At 63.5% G+C, this 13357-nt stretch carries 15 protein-coding genes; 7 read left to right on the top strand and 8 right to left on the bottom strand.

The genetic code is table 11. The features are described from left to right. Nucleotides 1-196: 196 nt before the first annotated feature. The 3 genes from BWR19_00790 to BWR19_00780 all read left to right on the top strand — a co-directional run bounded on the left by BWR19_00790 (nt 197) and on the right by BWR19_00780 (nt 2384). Nucleotides 197-535: a transcriptional regulator gene (locus BWR19_00790; GenBank protein ID APX91602.1), complete on the top strand. Its 339-nt coding sequence runs from the start codon at nt 197-199 to the stop codon at nt 533-535. Nucleotides 536-649: 114 nt separating this feature from the next. Beyond that, complete coding sequence (locus tag BWR19_00785) at nt 650-1900, top strand: ammonium transporter (protein ID APX91601.1); 1251 nt, start codon at nt 650-652, stop codon at nt 1898-1900. 145 nt (nt 1901-2045) lie between these two features. Continuing rightward, nucleotides 2046-2384, top strand: coding sequence for a transcriptional regulator (locus BWR19_00780; GenBank protein APX91600.1), 339 nt, complete (start codon nt 2046-2048; stop codon nt 2382-2384). A 145-nt stretch (nt 2385-2529) separates the two neighbouring features. On the opposite strand, the gene BWR19_00775 is transcribed toward BWR19_00780, so the two are convergent. Next, nucleotides 2530-3306, bottom strand: a complete 777-nt coding sequence (locus tag BWR19_00775; GenBank protein ID APX91599.1) for a ferredoxin--NADP(+) reductase — start codon at nt 3304-3306, stop codon at nt 2530-2532. Between the two features lie 168 nt (nt 3307-3474). Here BWR19_00775 and BWR19_00770 point away from each other — a divergent pair, with 168 nt between their 5' ends. After that, the gene (locus BWR19_00770) at nt 3475-4401 is read left to right on the top strand and encodes a LysR family transcriptional regulator (GenBank protein APX91598.1); all 927 of its coding nucleotides are present in this window, start codon (nt 3475-3477) and stop codon (nt 4399-4401) included. A 217-nt stretch (nt 4402-4618) separates the two neighbouring features. Here the strand turns inward: BWR19_00770 and BWR19_00765 are convergent, their stop codons facing one another. Further along, complete coding sequence (locus tag BWR19_00765; protein ID APX91597.1) at nt 4619-5047, bottom strand: hypothetical protein; 429 nt, start codon at nt 5045-5047, stop codon at nt 4619-4621. A 206-nt stretch (nt 5048-5253) separates the two neighbouring features. Between BWR19_00765 and BWR19_00760 the strand changes: the two genes are divergently transcribed. After that, a complete protein-coding gene (locus BWR19_00760) occupies nt 5254-5739 on the top strand; it encodes a hypothetical protein (GenBank protein ID APX91596.1) in 486 nt (161 codons plus the stop codon). A 2-nt stretch (nt 5740-5741) separates the two neighbouring features. Here BWR19_00760 and BWR19_00755 read toward each other — a convergent pair whose 3' ends face one another. From BWR19_00755 to BWR19_00740, 4 genes are all read right to left on the bottom strand, one after another. Further along, nucleotides 5742-6551, bottom strand: a complete 810-nt coding sequence (locus BWR19_00755; GenBank protein APX91595.1) for a phosphonate ABC transporter, permease protein PhnE — start codon at nt 6549-6551, stop codon at nt 5742-5744. After that, nucleotides 6545-7360: a phosphonate ABC transporter, permease protein PhnE gene (locus BWR19_00750; protein ID APX91594.1), complete on the bottom strand. Its 816-nt coding sequence runs from the start codon at nt 7358-7360 to the stop codon at nt 6545-6547. The genes BWR19_00755 and BWR19_00750 overlap by 7 nt, the downstream gene beginning before the upstream one ends. Next, nucleotides 7347-8150: a phosphonate ABC transporter ATP-binding protein gene (locus BWR19_00745; protein ID APX91593.1), complete on the bottom strand. Its 804-nt coding sequence runs from the start codon at nt 8148-8150 to the stop codon at nt 7347-7349. The genes BWR19_00750 and BWR19_00745 overlap by 14 nt, the downstream gene beginning before the upstream one ends. 62 nt (nt 8151-8212) lie before the next feature. Further along, a complete protein-coding gene (locus BWR19_00740) occupies nt 8213-9175 on the bottom strand; it encodes a phosphonate ABC transporter substrate-binding protein (GenBank protein ID APX94846.1) in 963 nt (320 codons plus the stop codon). Between the two features lie 193 nt (nt 9176-9368). On the opposite strand from BWR19_00740, the gene BWR19_00735 reads away from it, so the two are divergent. After that, on the top strand, nt 9369-9959 hold the full coding sequence (locus BWR19_00735) for a histidine phosphatase family protein (protein APX91592.1): 591 nt from the start codon (nt 9369-9371) through the stop codon (nt 9957-9959). A gap of 51 nt (nt 9960-10010) precedes the next feature. Continuing rightward, the gene (locus BWR19_00730; GenBank protein APX91591.1) at nt 10011-11498 is read left to right on the top strand and encodes a diguanylate cyclase; all 1488 of its coding nucleotides are present in this window, start codon (nt 10011-10013) and stop codon (nt 11496-11498) included. Here the strand turns inward: BWR19_00730 and BWR19_00725 are convergent. Then, nucleotides 11469-12197, bottom strand: a complete 729-nt coding sequence (locus BWR19_00725; GenBank protein ID APX94845.1) for an ABC transporter ATP-binding protein — start codon at nt 12195-12197, stop codon at nt 11469-11471. The two genes, BWR19_00730 and BWR19_00725, sit on opposite strands and share 30 nt — an antisense overlap. Before the next feature lie 50 nt (nt 12198-12247). After that, on the bottom strand, nt 12248-13348 hold the full coding sequence (locus tag BWR19_00720; GenBank protein ID APX91590.1) for an amino acid ABC transporter permease: 1101 nt from the start codon (nt 13346-13348) through the stop codon (nt 12248-12250). Nucleotides 13349-13357 lie beyond the last annotated feature (9 nt).

The raw sequence follows: 13357 nt of genomic DNA, 5'->3' as shown, positions 1-13357 counted from the left end.
CCGGCCATTTTTCAAGGCGCCATTTTGGTGCAAAGCCCCTGCCCCCCTGCCGTTGCTGCTTTGCAACGTGGTGCACGACCGCCCTTACACGACTGATTCATAAGAACATTATAAAGCCTGGCACGCTTCGCGCTATGTCCTAATCAGGCGCAAGCCGTTTTGCACGCCTCAACCCTCTTCATCTGGGAGATTCGGGATGAAACTCATCACCGCCATTATCAAGCCATTCAAGCTGGATGATGTCCGCGAAGCGCTGGCAGACAACGGCGTACAGGGCATCACCGTGACCGAGGTCAAGGGCTTCGGCCGCCAGAAGGGCCACACCGAGCTGTACCGCGGCGCCGAATACGTCGTCGATTTCCTGCCCAAGGTCAAGGTCGAGATCGCCGTCGACGACTCGCGCGTCGAAGGCGTTCTTGATGCCATCCGCACCGCGGCCAACAGCGGCAAGATCGGCGACGGCAAACTGTTCGTCACGCCGCTGGAAGACGTTATCCGCATTCGGACCGGCGAACGCGGTGCCGATGCGGTGTAAGCGCCGTTAGCGCTCGTCCCAGTACGCAGGCATCAAAAAAACGCATCAAAAAATGACGCTCAACGCGGACACTGACGCGGCCCGCTGCACGACAAGGGCTCAGGAGAACCACCAATGACAGAATTAGCAGAGCTGACATACGCGCTCGACACCTTCTACTTCCTCATCTGTGGCGTATTGGTCATGTGGATGGCCGCCGGCTTCTCGATGCTCGAGGCCGGGATGGTACGCTCCAAGAACACCGCCGAGATTCTGACCAAGAACATCGCGCTGTTCGCCATCGCCTGTACCATGTACCTGCTGGTCGGCTACTACATCATGTACTCCAGCGCCGGCGGCGGCTTCCTGCCCAACCTGGGCTTCCTGATCGGCAGCGAAAACACCCTCGACGCCATCACCTCCGGCGATGACGACGCCCCCTACTACTCGATGCGCTCCGACTTCTTCTTCCAGGTGGTGTTCGTGGCGACTGCCATGTCGATCGTCTCGGGTGCCGTGGCCGAGCGCATGAAGCTGTGGGCCTTCCTGGCCTTCGCGGTGGTGATGACCGGCGTCATCTATCCGATCTCCGGCTACTGGACCTGGGGCGAAGGCTGGCTCGACGCCCTCGGTTACTCCGACTATGCCGGTTCGGGCATCGTGCACATGGCGGGCGCTTCCGCTGCTCTGGCTGGTGTACTGATCCTCGGTCCGCGTAAGGGCAAGTACGGCAAGGACGGCGCCATCTACGCCATTCCCGGCGCCAACATGCCGCTGGCGACCCTCGGTACCTTCATCCTGTGGATGGGCTGGTTCGGCTTTAACGGCGGCTCAGAGCTGAAGATGTCCGACGGCATTTCAGCCAACAACGTTGCTCAGGTATTCGTCAATACCAATGCCGCCGCCGCCGGTGGCGTACTGGCCGCCCTGATCCTGGCCAAGCTGTGGTTCCGCAAGGCCGACCTGACCATGGCCCTCAACGGCGCGCTGGCCGGCCTGGTGGCGATTACTGCCGAGCCGCTGGCACCGTCTGCACTTGGCGCCACGCTGATCGGCGCCGTGGGCGGTGCCATCGTGGTCGCCTCCATCGTCACCCTCGACAAGCTCAAGCTCGACGATCCGGTGGGTGCCATTTCGGTGCACGGCGTAGTGGGTATCTGGGGCGTCCTTGTGGTGCCGCTGTCGAATGCCGACGCTACCTTCGGTGCCCAGATCATCGGCATCCTCGGCATCTTCGTCTGGGTCTTCGCAGCTAGCCTGGCGGTATGGCTGGTGCTCAAGGCGGTCATGGGCATCCGGGTCAGCGAAGAAGAAGAGTATGAAGGCGTCGATATCGCCGAATGTGGCCTCGAAGCCTATCCCGAATTCAGCGCCTCAAAGAAGTAACGGCGCGATACCGAGTGAGCTGGCGTGCTCCCCTGGCCCCCTTCGGGGGGCCTTTTTTCATATCTGGTCGGGCGGTGTATGCTGGTAGCAGGCAACGCTTGAACTATGGGGTCCGCCCCACCCACAGGATGCGAGGAGAAAGACCATGAAACTGGTGACTGCCATCATCAAGCCGTTCAAGCTCGACGACGTTCGCGAATCACTCTCCGAGATCGGCGTACAGGGCATCACCGTGACCGAGGTCAAGGGCTTCGGCCGCCAGAAGGGTCACACCGAACTGTATCGCGGCGCCGAATACGTGGTCGATTTCCTGCCCAAGGTGAAGCTCGAGGTCGCCGTGGATGACGCCATGGCCGACAAGGTCATCGATGCCATCACCAGCGTGGCCAACACCGGCAAGATCGGCGATGGCAAGATCTTCGTTTCGCCGCTGGAGCAGGTCATCAGGATTCGCACCGGCGAGACCGGCAAGGACGCGGTTTAAGCGCCAAGCGCCAAGCGCCACAGCATGATGTTGCATACGAGATAAGCATCAACCAAGAAGCCCGCCGAGTATCAGTTCGGCGGGCTTCTTGGTTCGACACTCAGTGCCCGTCTGTGGGCAGCTGGGCGCTGCCCGCAGGGCCTGCTTACTTCTCGACGAATGCCCGCTCGATCACGTAGTCGCCGGGCTCGCCCATGCGCGGCGAGATATTGAAGCCCAGGTCGTCGAGCAGCGCGCTGGTCTCGTCGAGCATCGCCGGGCTACCGCAGATCATGGCGCGATCCTGCTTGGGATCGAGCGGCGCCAGGCCGGTGTCGTCGAACAGCTTGCCGGAGCGGATATGATCGGTGAGGCGCCCGGTGGTGTGGAAATCCTCGCGGGTCACGGTCGGGTAATAGACCAGCTTTTCGGCGATCTCCTCGCCGAGATACTCGTGGGCCGGCAGCTCCTTGGTGATGAAGTCCGCGTAGGCCAGCTCGCTGACCGTGCGCACGCCGTGGATCAGCACGATTTTCTCGAAGCGCTCGTAGGCCTCGGGGTCCTGAATCAGGCTCATGAACGGCGCCAGGCCGGTGCCGGTGGAGAGCAGGTACAGGTTACGGCCCGGCAGCAGGTCATCGGTGACCAGGGTGCCGGTGGGCTTGCGGCTGACCATGATCTGGTCGCCTACCTTGAGGTGCTGCAGCCGCGACGTCAGCGGGCCATCCGGCACCTTGATGCTGAAGAACTCGAGGTGATCCTCATAGTTGGGGCTGGCGATAGAGTAGGCGCGCATCAGCGGCTTGCCGTTGACTTCGAGGCCGATCATCACGAACTGGCCGTTCTTGAAGCGCAGGCTGCGTTCACGGGTGGTACGAAAGCTGAACAGGGTGTCGTTCCAGTGGTGAACGCTAAGCACGTCTTCCAATGCAAATTTGCTCATGACCGGCTCCCGGGTGAGGATAAGATAACTATTCCATTGGCGCATAAGACGCCGCATTGCTTATGCCGTGTAGTCTATGCGCCCCAGCCATATCTGTTAAATGGGTTGTATGGATAAAGCATATCTATAATATAGATATGCAGCATTGCCCCGCATGGGAGTACCGAGATGCGCTATACCCTGCGCCAGTTGGAAGTCTTCGTGGCCGTTGCCCAGCACGAGAGCGTGTCGCGGGCAGCCAATGCCCTGGCACTGTCGCAGTCAGCGACCAGTACCGCCCTGGCCGAGCTCGAGCGGCAGTTCGACTGCCAGCTGCTCGACCGCATCGGCAAGCGTCTCAAGCTCAACGCACTGGGCTTTCAGATTCTGCCCAAGGCGGTCGCCCTGCTCGATCGTGCCGAGGAGATCGAGGAGCTGCTGCGCGGCCAGCGCGGTATCGGCTCGCTGGACGTCGGCGCCACCCTGACCATCGGCAACTACCTGGCCACGCTACTGATCAGCGACTTCATGCAGCGGCATCCGGACAGCCGCGTGCGCCTGCAGGTGCGCAACACCAGTGCGATCATCGAGCGCATCGTCCAGCACGAGCTGGACCTGGGCCTGATCGAGGGTGACTGTCAGCACGAGGACGTGGTGATGCAGCCGTGGGTGGAGGATGAGCTGGTGGTGTTCTGCTCGCCGCGCCACCCGCTGGCCGCTGCCGGCACCCTGGAGATGGATCGGCTGCTACGCGAGGACTGGATCATGCGCGAGCCGGGCTCGGGCACCCGGCTGACCCTCGAACACGCCGCACGTCACCGTCGCGGGCGTTTCAACACGCTGCTCGAGCTGGAGCATACCGAGGGTATCAAGCGCGCCGTGGAGTCGGGGCTGGGCATCGGCTGCGTGTCGCGTCTGGCGCTACGCGACGCCTTTCGACGCGGCAGCCTGGTACCCATCGCCACCCCGGAGCTGGACTTGAAGCGTCAGTTCACCTTCATCTGGCACCGCCACAAGTACCTGACCACCGGCATACGCGAGTTCCTCAAGCTATGCCGGCAGATGACCGCCGGCATCTCGCGCAGCGACGAGATCGACCTGCCCTATATTCCCTAGGCCAGCGCCGGGCGCTCCAGCAGCGCTGCCCGGTCGCCATGCTCGGCCAGGGTGAAGCCGCCGATCACCGTGTCGAGCCGCTCGGCCTGCTCCTTGAGCTGCTCGGCGGTGCGGGAGATAGCCTCCATCGAGGCCGATGTATGCTGCAGGCCGGAGACGGCTTTCTCAGTGGCCGCGACAACTCCTGGCCACCGTGGGCAATGAGGTCGCAACTCGATTAGCGCAAGTCGCTGACGGCCTCCTGAATGTGGCCCAGCGTTGCCTTGGAAAGATCCTTGGGCAACGAGTGAATGACCCGCTTGGTCGTGGGACCATCGAGCTTTTCACGCAGCAGGCCGAGAAACTTGGGCGGGGCCACCAGAATCAGCTTTTCCAGACTGTTGTCGACCCGCGCTTGATAAAGCCGCTCGGCCACCTGCTTGGCAAAGATCTCGGCCTGATGCTGTGAGGCGGTGTTTTCGCCTCCGGAGGAACGTGACGTCGTCGAGGTCGACTCATGCACATCGGCGCCGTTGTCAGTGACGAGGTCGCCCTCGTGCAGGCGACCTTCGGCGTGAACCAGACTCTCCTGCTCTTGCAGCGTCAGCGCGTCACGAGTGAATAAGCGCGCCCTGGCTGCATCTGCCACTACGATATAAGTCGTCATCGTGTCTCCTTGGCGGTTGCCCTAGGAATAGCGGTCGGCGGCCATCCGCCGATCACCTGTTGAGCGTGGCAAGCGCTGAGCATGCGGTCAACCACCTGGCAAACAACTGACGCCAGCCGCTAACTGGGGTAGCATCAGGGCGCCGTCACGGAAGTCGGCGCAACCCGCGCGCATCTCCGCGCTCGCTTACCAGGAGGTTAGTCCCCATGCGTCAGTTCCTGTTTCCCCGTACGCCGCTGGCGCGTGCCACGCTGCTGTCTTGCCATTTGCTGCTGCAAGTCGGCCTGGTGGTGGGCGCAGCGTCGTGGCTGGTCCCACGAACGCCGTGGTTGAGCGGCGCCGGCTGGAGCGAGGCCTGGCCGCACTTGGCACTTGGCGGCGGCAGCCTGCTGCTGGCGATGGTAGCGCTGCGGCTGCTGGCCGAGCTGTGGCTACTGCCCCATCATCTCGGCCAGGCCCGCAGCGGCTTCGCGCCAAGCGCCGTGGTAACCCGCTCTTTCGAACGGCGCCCGGCCGTCCACGACAGCCAGGAGGCATGGACCAGCCAGGCCCGCGAGGTGCAGGTCGAGGATGGCGTCGTGGGTAGTGCAAGGGTCACCCGGGCCAGGCGGCGCGGCGTCGACGAACCGTCCCTCGACCTGGCCGCTGGCGACGTGACGGAGCCGCCCAGTCGCCAGGAGCCTCGGCTGTAACGCTATAGCACCTTGCGGCGCAGCAGGCTGGTGATCGCCTCACCGATCAGCACCAGCACCACGATGGCGATCAGGATGGTCGCCACGGTGGGCCAGGCGAAGGTATCAATGGAGCCCTGCAGTATGACCCCGATACCGCCGGCACCGACCAGCCCGAGCACCGTCGACTCGCGGATGTTGATGTCCCAGCGCAGGATCACGATGGCGAAAAACGCCGGCATCACCTGGGGCACGATGGCGTAGGCGATCACCTTGGCCTTGGAGGCGCCGGTGGCCTCCATCGCCTCCACCGGGCGGCGGTCGATCTCCTCGATCGCCTCGCCCATCAGCTTGCCGATGAAGCCGATCGAGCGAAACATTATCGCCAGGATCCCGGCCAGCACCCCAGGACCGAAGATGGCCACGAATAGCAGCGCCCAGATGATGGTGTTGACCGAGCGACTGGAGACCAGGATAAAGCGCCCCAGCCACAGGCAGAAGCGGTTGGGGGTCGTGTTTTGCGCGGCGATATAGGAGACCGGGAGGGCCACGAAGATGGTCAGCATGGTGGACAGGGTGGCGATATGCACCGTCTCGATCATCGCATTGACGATCGCCGCCAGGCCGCTCGGGTCCGGTGGCCACATGCGCGCCCCGAGGCTCGAGATCTGGTTCGGCGCATCCCACACCCAGGGCCAGAAGATATCGATGTCGCGCACCGCCCAGTAGACCACCATCATCGTCACCAGCAGGACGGCATAGCGAATCAGGCGCTCGCGACGGTCGTAGCGCTGCCAGACGCGATCGGCCAGTAGTGTGGCTTGGTCTACCATATCTTCTTCCTTACCCAGCCGCTGATGCCTTCGCTGAGCAGAATCACCGCAATGATGATCAGCAGGATGGCGAACGCGAAGTCATAGTCATAGCGCCCGAAGGCGTTCATCAGGGTGCCGCCGATGCCGCCGGCACCGACGATGCCGACCACCGCCGAGGCACGCAGGTTGCTGTCGAGCTGGTACATCGACAGCCCCACCTGGCGCGGCAGGATCTGCGGAAAGACCGCATAGAACAGCGTCGCCATGTAGCCGGCCCCGGTCGCGCGCATCGCCTCGACCTGGCCCCAGTCGATCTCCTCGATCTCCTCGGCCAGCAGCTTGCCGACGAAGCCGATCGAGTAGAGTGTGAGGGTCAGGATGCCGGCCAACGGGCCGAAGCCCACGGCGGCAACGAACAAAATTGCCACGATCACTGGATGAAAGCTGCGCGACACGATGATCACCGCACGGCCGAACAGGTAGACGGGCAGTGGGGCGACGTTACGTGCCGCCATCACCGCAAAGGGAATCGATAGCGCCACCCCCAGCAGAGTTGCCAGGATGGCGATCTGGAAGCTCTCCTTGAACCCGGTCAGCAACAGGCCGCCGCGCTCGAAGCTGGGTGGAAAGCCGCCACCGAAGATCCTCGCTGCCCGCGGCAAGCCCTCACTGATCCGCTCCCAGTTGAACGGCAGACTGCCGAAGGCCCACACCAGGTAGACCACCACCGCCAGCCACAGGCCATAGCGCAGCCAGGGGTTGGCGATGAACGGCGGTTTGCGCCAGGTCCTGGCCGGCGGCGTGGCACTGGCGTCAGGCCTGGTCATGTCTCACCCCTGCCACGTTCGGCGGTGCTTCATCGGCCTCGTCGTCTGGCGACTCGATGCCGCCGTAGATGGCGTCGAGGGCCTCCTTGTTGAAATCGCCGGGTGCGCCATCGAAAATCATCTTGCCGTGGCGCAGTCCGACGATGCGCTCGGTATAGGTCTTGGCCTGGGATACGTTGTGAATGTTGATCAGCACCGGCAGCGACAGCTCACTGGCCAGGCTCTGCAGCAGCATCATGATCTGTTCGGAGGTGCGCGGGTCCAGCGACGCCGTGGGCTCGTCGGCCAGCAGCACTTCCGGCTCCTGCATCAGCGCCCTCACTACCCCCACCCGCTGGCGCTCGCCGCCAGAGAGTTCATCGGCGCGCTTGTTGGCGTAATGCGCGATGCCCACCCGCTCCATCAGGCTGAAGGCGCGCTCGATATCGGCGGGGGGGTAACGCCGCGAAATGGCCTGATAGAGGCTGACATAGCCGAGCCGACCGGCCAGCACGTTCTCCATTACCGTCAGCCGGTCGAGCAGATTGAAGCCCTGGAATACCATGCCGATCTTGCGTCGCGCACGCCGCAGGGCGGCACCGCGCAGCTTGACCAGTTCGTGGCCGTTGAGCTTGATCGACCCCGATGTGGGCTCGACCAGGCGATTGATACAGCGCAGCATGGTGCTCTTGCCGGCCCCGGAGGCGCCGACGATGGCCACCACGCTGTTGCCCTCCACCGTCAGATCGAGGCCCTTGAGTACCGCTTCATCATGGCCATAGCGCTTGACCAGATTGGAGATTTCCAGCATCCGTCACCTCATCTAGACGATCGCCGCCGCTCCGGCCAGCCGGCCGGAGCGGCGCCTAGCTTCTATTCCAGGTCTTCGCGGGTATAGCGTACGTCGTTGGCCGCCTGGATGGTGCGGATCATCTCCCAGTTGTCCTGATAGTTGATGGGCACGAACTTGTCGACGCCCTCGAACTCCTCACCCAAGGCAGTGCCGGCGAAGTCGAAGCTGAAGAAGGCCTCTTCGATCTTCTCGACCAGATCGGGGTGCAGGTTGTGGGCATAGTTGTAGGACGTGGTGGGGAAGGAATCGGTCTCGTAGATGATCTTGACCTCGTCCTCGTCATAGAGGCCACGCGCGGCCATGCGATCGACCACCTCCGATGCCACCGGGGCCGCATCATAGTCGCGCGCCACCACGCCGAGCATCGACTGGTCGTGGCTGCCGGAATAGACCACCTCGTAGTCCTCATCTGGGACCACGCCGAGGTCCGGGAACAAGGCCCGCGGGGCGAGATTACCGGAGTTGGAGGTCGGCGAGGTGTGGGCCACCCGCTTGCCGGCCAGGTCGGCGAGCTCATCGATGCCGGAGTCGACGTGGGTATAGACCTGCAGGGTGTAGCCGAACTGGCCATCGTCGGAGCCCATCAGCGCGAACGGCACCGCCCCGGCCAGGTTGACCGCAAACGGCGTCGGCCCGGTGGAGAAACCGGCGATATGCAGCCGGCCGCTGCGCATCGCCTCGACCTGGGCCGAGTTGGACTGCACGGCAAAGAAGCGCACGTCGCGCTCGGTCACCTCTTCCAGGTGATCGATGAACGGCTGCCAGATATCGGAGTAGATGGCTGGATCTTCCACCGGCGTGTAGGCGAAGATCAGTGTATCGGGATTGACCCACTCGGATTCGTCCGTAGGGCGGTCGGCGACCATGTCGCCATCTTCGTCGCAGTAAAGCGAGTCCAGGTCACCGCGCGGGCAGTCGGCCTGGGCACTGGCCGAGGCCAGCATGGCCAACGGCAGCAGCGAGATCAGCGCCAGCGACGCCAGTGGGCGTTTCTTGAGGGGTGCTGCCGGGACAGCGGATAGCTCGATTTTGGTTTTCATGGCGTGCCTCTTGGAGGTTGTTTTTATCGAATTATTGGGTCGAATTCAGTATACGGCTTTTCGAAATTCGACATTAGCCGTATAAAATGATTGTTTTCGAAAACACAAGTCTCAATCTAGGTTTTATGACAATCGCATGTCAAACACTTTACCTCACCCTTCGGGGAGCTGGCGAAATCGCTATTTGCTGATGCGCCACGGCCATAGCCTGGCCAATCAGCAGGGGCTGATCATCAGCCATCCCGACAACGGCCTCACCGGCTACGGACTGTCGCCACTTGGCGAGTCGCAGCTCGAGCAGCTAGTCGCTGCGTGGTCGTGGCCGACGCCCACCCGGGTCGTGCACTCCGACTTCCTGCGCACCACCGAGACCGCCGCCCGGGTCGCCCGTCATTTTGGCCTCGACACGGAAGTGGACGTACGCCTGCGCGAGCGTTGCTTCGGCGCTCTGGAGCGCCAGGCCGATAGCCACTACCCCGCGGTCTGGGCGCTGGATGCCCAGGACCCGACGCATGGCGAGTACGGTGTGGAGAGTGTGGCAAGCGTCGCCGAACGACTGCAGGCGGTCATTGCCGAGCTTGAGGAGACGTATCTCGACGCAACGATCCTGCTGGTCAGCCACGGCGACCCGCTGCAGATCCTGCTGACCGCGCTGGCGGGCCAGCCGCTTAGCGCGCACCGCGACCGCCCAGCGTTGACACCGGCCAGCATCACGCCGCTCGGGTGAGTCGGGGCTCTGCTATGATAGCGCTATCACCCGATCCACGAGCCGCTGGCCATGACGGTATCCGCTGCCCCGGATGACACCCTGCTCCTCGAGGCGCTGGCGCACGGCAGCCAGGCGCTGATCGATGCGCACTTCTGGTCCGATGGCGTCGACTCCCTGCTCGAAGCCCTGGGGCTGGCCTCCGCTGCCAGCCGGGTGTGGATCTTCCAGCTACTCGAGGTCAACGACCGGGGCGTGGTCCAGGACTATGTCTTCGAATGGGCCGCCGCGCCTCGCTACCGTCAGTTAACGCACAAGCGCTTTCGCTTCTTCACTTCTAGCTTCGACGATCCCGTCTACCGCCAGTTGATCGAAGAGCGGCAGCGCGGTGAGGCCCAGCGCTTCGTGATCGACGACATGCCCGCAGGCTCGCTGCGCGACAACCTGGAGAGCCAGCGCATCGCCTCGATGGTAACCGTGCCGATCATGGTCGACGGCCAGTGGTGGGGCACGCTGGGGATCGATGACTGTGAACGCGCGCTGCGCTGGGAAGGGGCCGGGCTGCATGCCCTGCGCGTGGCTGCCGAACTGATCGCATCGGCTATCTATCGCCACCAGTTGACCAGCCGACGGCGCCAGATCGAGCTGTTCCAACGCGTTGCCGACTGCGGCATCTGGGAGATCGATCTGCAGCGTGGCTCGACCTGGTGTTCGCGCAGCCTGCTACAGCGCCTGGGCTACCCCGAACGCTATGCGCGACTGCCGCTACGCCGGCTGCTGCACGCCATCGTACCCACCGATCGTCAGCGGCTGTGGCAGACCCTGCGCGCCAGCAGACATGCTCAGCAGCTCGGCTGGCGGCTGGACGTGCGGCTCTACACCGCCGGCGGCGAACCCAGCTGGCACGAGCTGGTCGCCGAGGCGATTCTCGACGACGACGGCAACTGGCGAGGCGTCGCAGGGCTGGCCATCGATATCAGTCAGCGCAAGCTCAACGAGGAGCAGGCGCTGACCGCCGCCGAATATGATGACCTGACCGGGGTGCTGAACCGCCGCGGACTGGGACGCCATCTCCAGGAAGCAATGCCGCGGTCGCCGACGCATCATCTGCTGCTGATCGATATCGATTACTTCAAGCATGTCAACGACCGCCACGGCCACCCCGCTGGAGATGCACTGCTGCGTCTGCTGACCCGGCGCTTGAGCCACGAGCTGCGGCCTGGCGATGGCCTGGCGCGTCTCGGCGGCGAGGAGTTTGCCCTGCTGGTGAGCGGCATGAGCGACCATGATGCCTACCAGTTGGCAGAGCGACTACGTCGTCGTATCGGCGATTCACCCTTTCAGCTCGAGAGTGCGGCCGGCCAGCATGGTCAGGTCTCGATGACGGTGAGCCTGGGCATTGCCAGGCTCCCTCGCCACTCGGATCCCCACCACGCCCTGGACGTGGCCACCGCCCAGGCAGACCGAGCGCTGTATGCGGCCAAACATGCCGGACGCAACTGCGCCGCCTGCTGCTGGGCGATGCCAGCCTCAGTGACCCAGGATCTGGCTAAGGAATAGCTGGGTGCGCTCGGACTGCGGGTCGTTGAAGAACGGCTCCGGGGCGTTCTCCTCGATGATCTGCCCTTGATCCATGAAGATCACCCGATCGGCCACGGTCTTGGCGAAGCCCATTTCATGGGTCACGCAGAGCATGGTCATGCCCTCTTTGGCCAGCTCGACCATGACGTCGAGCACCTCCTTGATCATCTCCGGGTCGAGCGCCGAGGTCGGCTCGTCGAACAGCATCACCTCGGGGTGCATGCATAGCGAGCGGGCGATCGCCACGCGCTGCTGCTGGCCGCCGGAAAGCTGCCCCGGATACTTCAGCGCCTGCTCGGCGATCTGCACCCGCTCGAGGTACTGCATGGCCCGCGCCTCGGCTTCCTGGCGCGGCTTCTTCTGCACCCACATCGGCGCCAGGCAGCAGTTCTCGAGCACCGTGAGGTGAGGAAAGAGATTGAAGTGCTGGAACACCATCCCCACGCTGCGACGAATCTGCTCGATGCGCTTGATGTCCTGGGTCAGCGGCATGCCGCCGACCACGATCTCGCCCTGCTGATGCTCTTCGAGGTGGTTGATGCAGCGAATCAGCGTCGACTTGCCCGACCCCGAGGGGCCACAGATGACGATCCGCTCGCCGCGCCGCACCTCCAGATCGATATCGCGCAGCACGTGGAAGTCGCCGTACCACTTGTTGACGCCGCGCATCTCGACCATCAGGTCGCCGGCGCCGGCCTGGGTTGCCTGTTCATTCATATTATTCGTCCTCACCGCTTATGGCCGGTGTGTAATTTTCTCTCGAGATACTGGCTGTAGCGCGACATGCTGAAACAGAAGATCCAGAACATGAACGCCGCAAAGATGTAACCCTCCAGCGCGAAGCCCAACCAGCGCGAGTCCGACAGTGCCGCCTGGACAATGCCCAGCAGATCGAACAGGCCGATGATCATCACCAGGGTGGTGTCCTTGAACAGCGAGATGAAGGTGTTGACGATGCCGGGAATCATCATCTTCAAGGCCTGGGGCAGCACGATCAGGCCCATGCGCTTCCAGTAGCCCATGCCGAGGGCCGCTGCGGCCTCTTCCTGGCCGCGGGGAATGGCCTGCAGGCCGCCGCGCACCACCTCGGCCATGTAGGCGCTCTGGAACAGGGTGATGCCGATGAAGGCGCGGATCAGGCGGTCGACGCTGACCCCGGTGGGCATGAACAGCGGCAGCATCACCGAGGCCATGAACAGCACCGTAATCAGCGGTACGCCGCGCCAGAACTCGATGAACACCACGCAGAAGCTCTTGACGATGGGCATCTGCGAACGCCGCCCCAGTGCCAGCAGGATGCCGATCGGCAGCGCGCCGACCATGCCCACCACGGCCAGCACCAGGGTCAGCATCAGACCGCCCCAGCGATGGGTCTGCACCACCGGCAGGCCGAAATGGCCGCCGTAGAGCAGGAAGTAGGCAAACACCGGGAAGCCGATCAGGGTGACCAGCGCCACCCAGCGCTTGAACGGCAGCCGCGGAATCATCAGCCAGCCGATCAGCCCGGCGAAGGTGGCAAAGGTCAGGTCGACCCGCCACAGCTCGCTGCGTGGGTAGAGGCCGTAGATGAACTGGGTGAAACGGGCATTGATGAACACCCAGCAGGCGCCTTCGCGGGAGCAGTCGTCGCGGCTGGTCCCCACCCAGTCGGCATTGATCAGCCCCCACTGGATGGTCGGTACCAGCATCAGGTACAGCAGATACAGCCCGAGCAGCGAGAAGAAGCTGTTGATCGGCCCGCTGAACAGGTTGGCACGTAGCCAGGCCAGGGGGCCAATGGTGTTGGAGGGCGCCGGTCGCGCCTCGATCATCTTGTGGTTGTGAATCATGGCCCGCCC

This window comes from Halomonas sp. 1513 (assembly GCA_001971685.1).
Lineage (GTDB): Bacteria > Pseudomonadota > Gammaproteobacteria > Pseudomonadales > Halomonadaceae > Franzmannia.
The sequence above is the reverse complement of the archived record's forward strand: the minus strand, read 5'-3'. Positions and strand labels throughout refer to the sequence as shown.

Excerpts from the sequence above, each read along its gene's own strand:
- BWR19_00725 (APX94845.1), bottom strand. The coding sequence starts at position 12,197 with ATGGTCGAGATGCGCGGCGTCAACAAGTGGTACGGCGACTTCCACGTG.
- BWR19_00730 (APX91591.1), top strand. The coding sequence starts at position 10,011 with ATGACGGTATCCGCTGCCCCGGATGACACCCTGCTCCTCGAGGCGCTG.
- BWR19_00785 (APX91601.1), top strand. The coding sequence starts at position 650 with ATGACAGAATTAGCAGAGCTGACATACGCGCTCGACACCTTCTACTTC.
- BWR19_00780 (APX91600.1), top strand. The coding sequence starts at position 2,046 with ATGAAACTGGTGACTGCCATCATCAAGCCGTTCAAGCTCGACGACGTT.
- BWR19_00745 (APX91593.1), bottom strand. The coding sequence starts at position 8,150 with ATGCTGGAAATCTCCAATCTGGTCAAGCGCTATGGCCATGATGAAGCG.
- BWR19_00750 (APX91594.1), bottom strand. The coding sequence starts at position 7,360 with ATGACCAGGCCTGACGCCAGTGCCACGCCGCCGGCCAGGACCTGGCGC.
- BWR19_00755 (APX91595.1), bottom strand. The coding sequence starts at position 6,551 with ATGGTAGACCAAGCCACACTACTGGCCGATCGCGTCTGGCAGCGCTAC.
- BWR19_00760 (APX91596.1), top strand. The coding sequence starts at position 5,254 with ATGCGTCAGTTCCTGTTTCCCCGTACGCCGCTGGCGCGTGCCACGCTG.
- BWR19_00735 (APX91592.1), top strand. The coding sequence starts at position 9,369 with ATGTCAAACACTTTACCTCACCCTTCGGGGAGCTGGCGAAATCGCTAT.
- BWR19_00770 (APX91598.1), top strand. The coding sequence starts at position 3,475 with ATGCGCTATACCCTGCGCCAGTTGGAAGTCTTCGTGGCCGTTGCCCAG.
- BWR19_00775 (APX91599.1), bottom strand. The coding sequence starts at position 3,306 with ATGAGCAAATTTGCATTGGAAGACGTGCTTAGCGTTCACCACTGGAAC.
- BWR19_00765 (APX91597.1), bottom strand. The coding sequence starts at position 5,047 with ATGACGACTTATATCGTAGTGGCAGATGCAGCCAGGGCGCGCTTATTC.
- BWR19_00720 (APX91590.1), bottom strand. The coding sequence starts at position 13,348 with ATGATTCACAACCACAAGATGATCGAGGCGCGACCGGCGCCCTCCAAC.
- BWR19_00790 (APX91602.1), top strand. The coding sequence starts at position 197 with ATGAAACTCATCACCGCCATTATCAAGCCATTCAAGCTGGATGATGTC.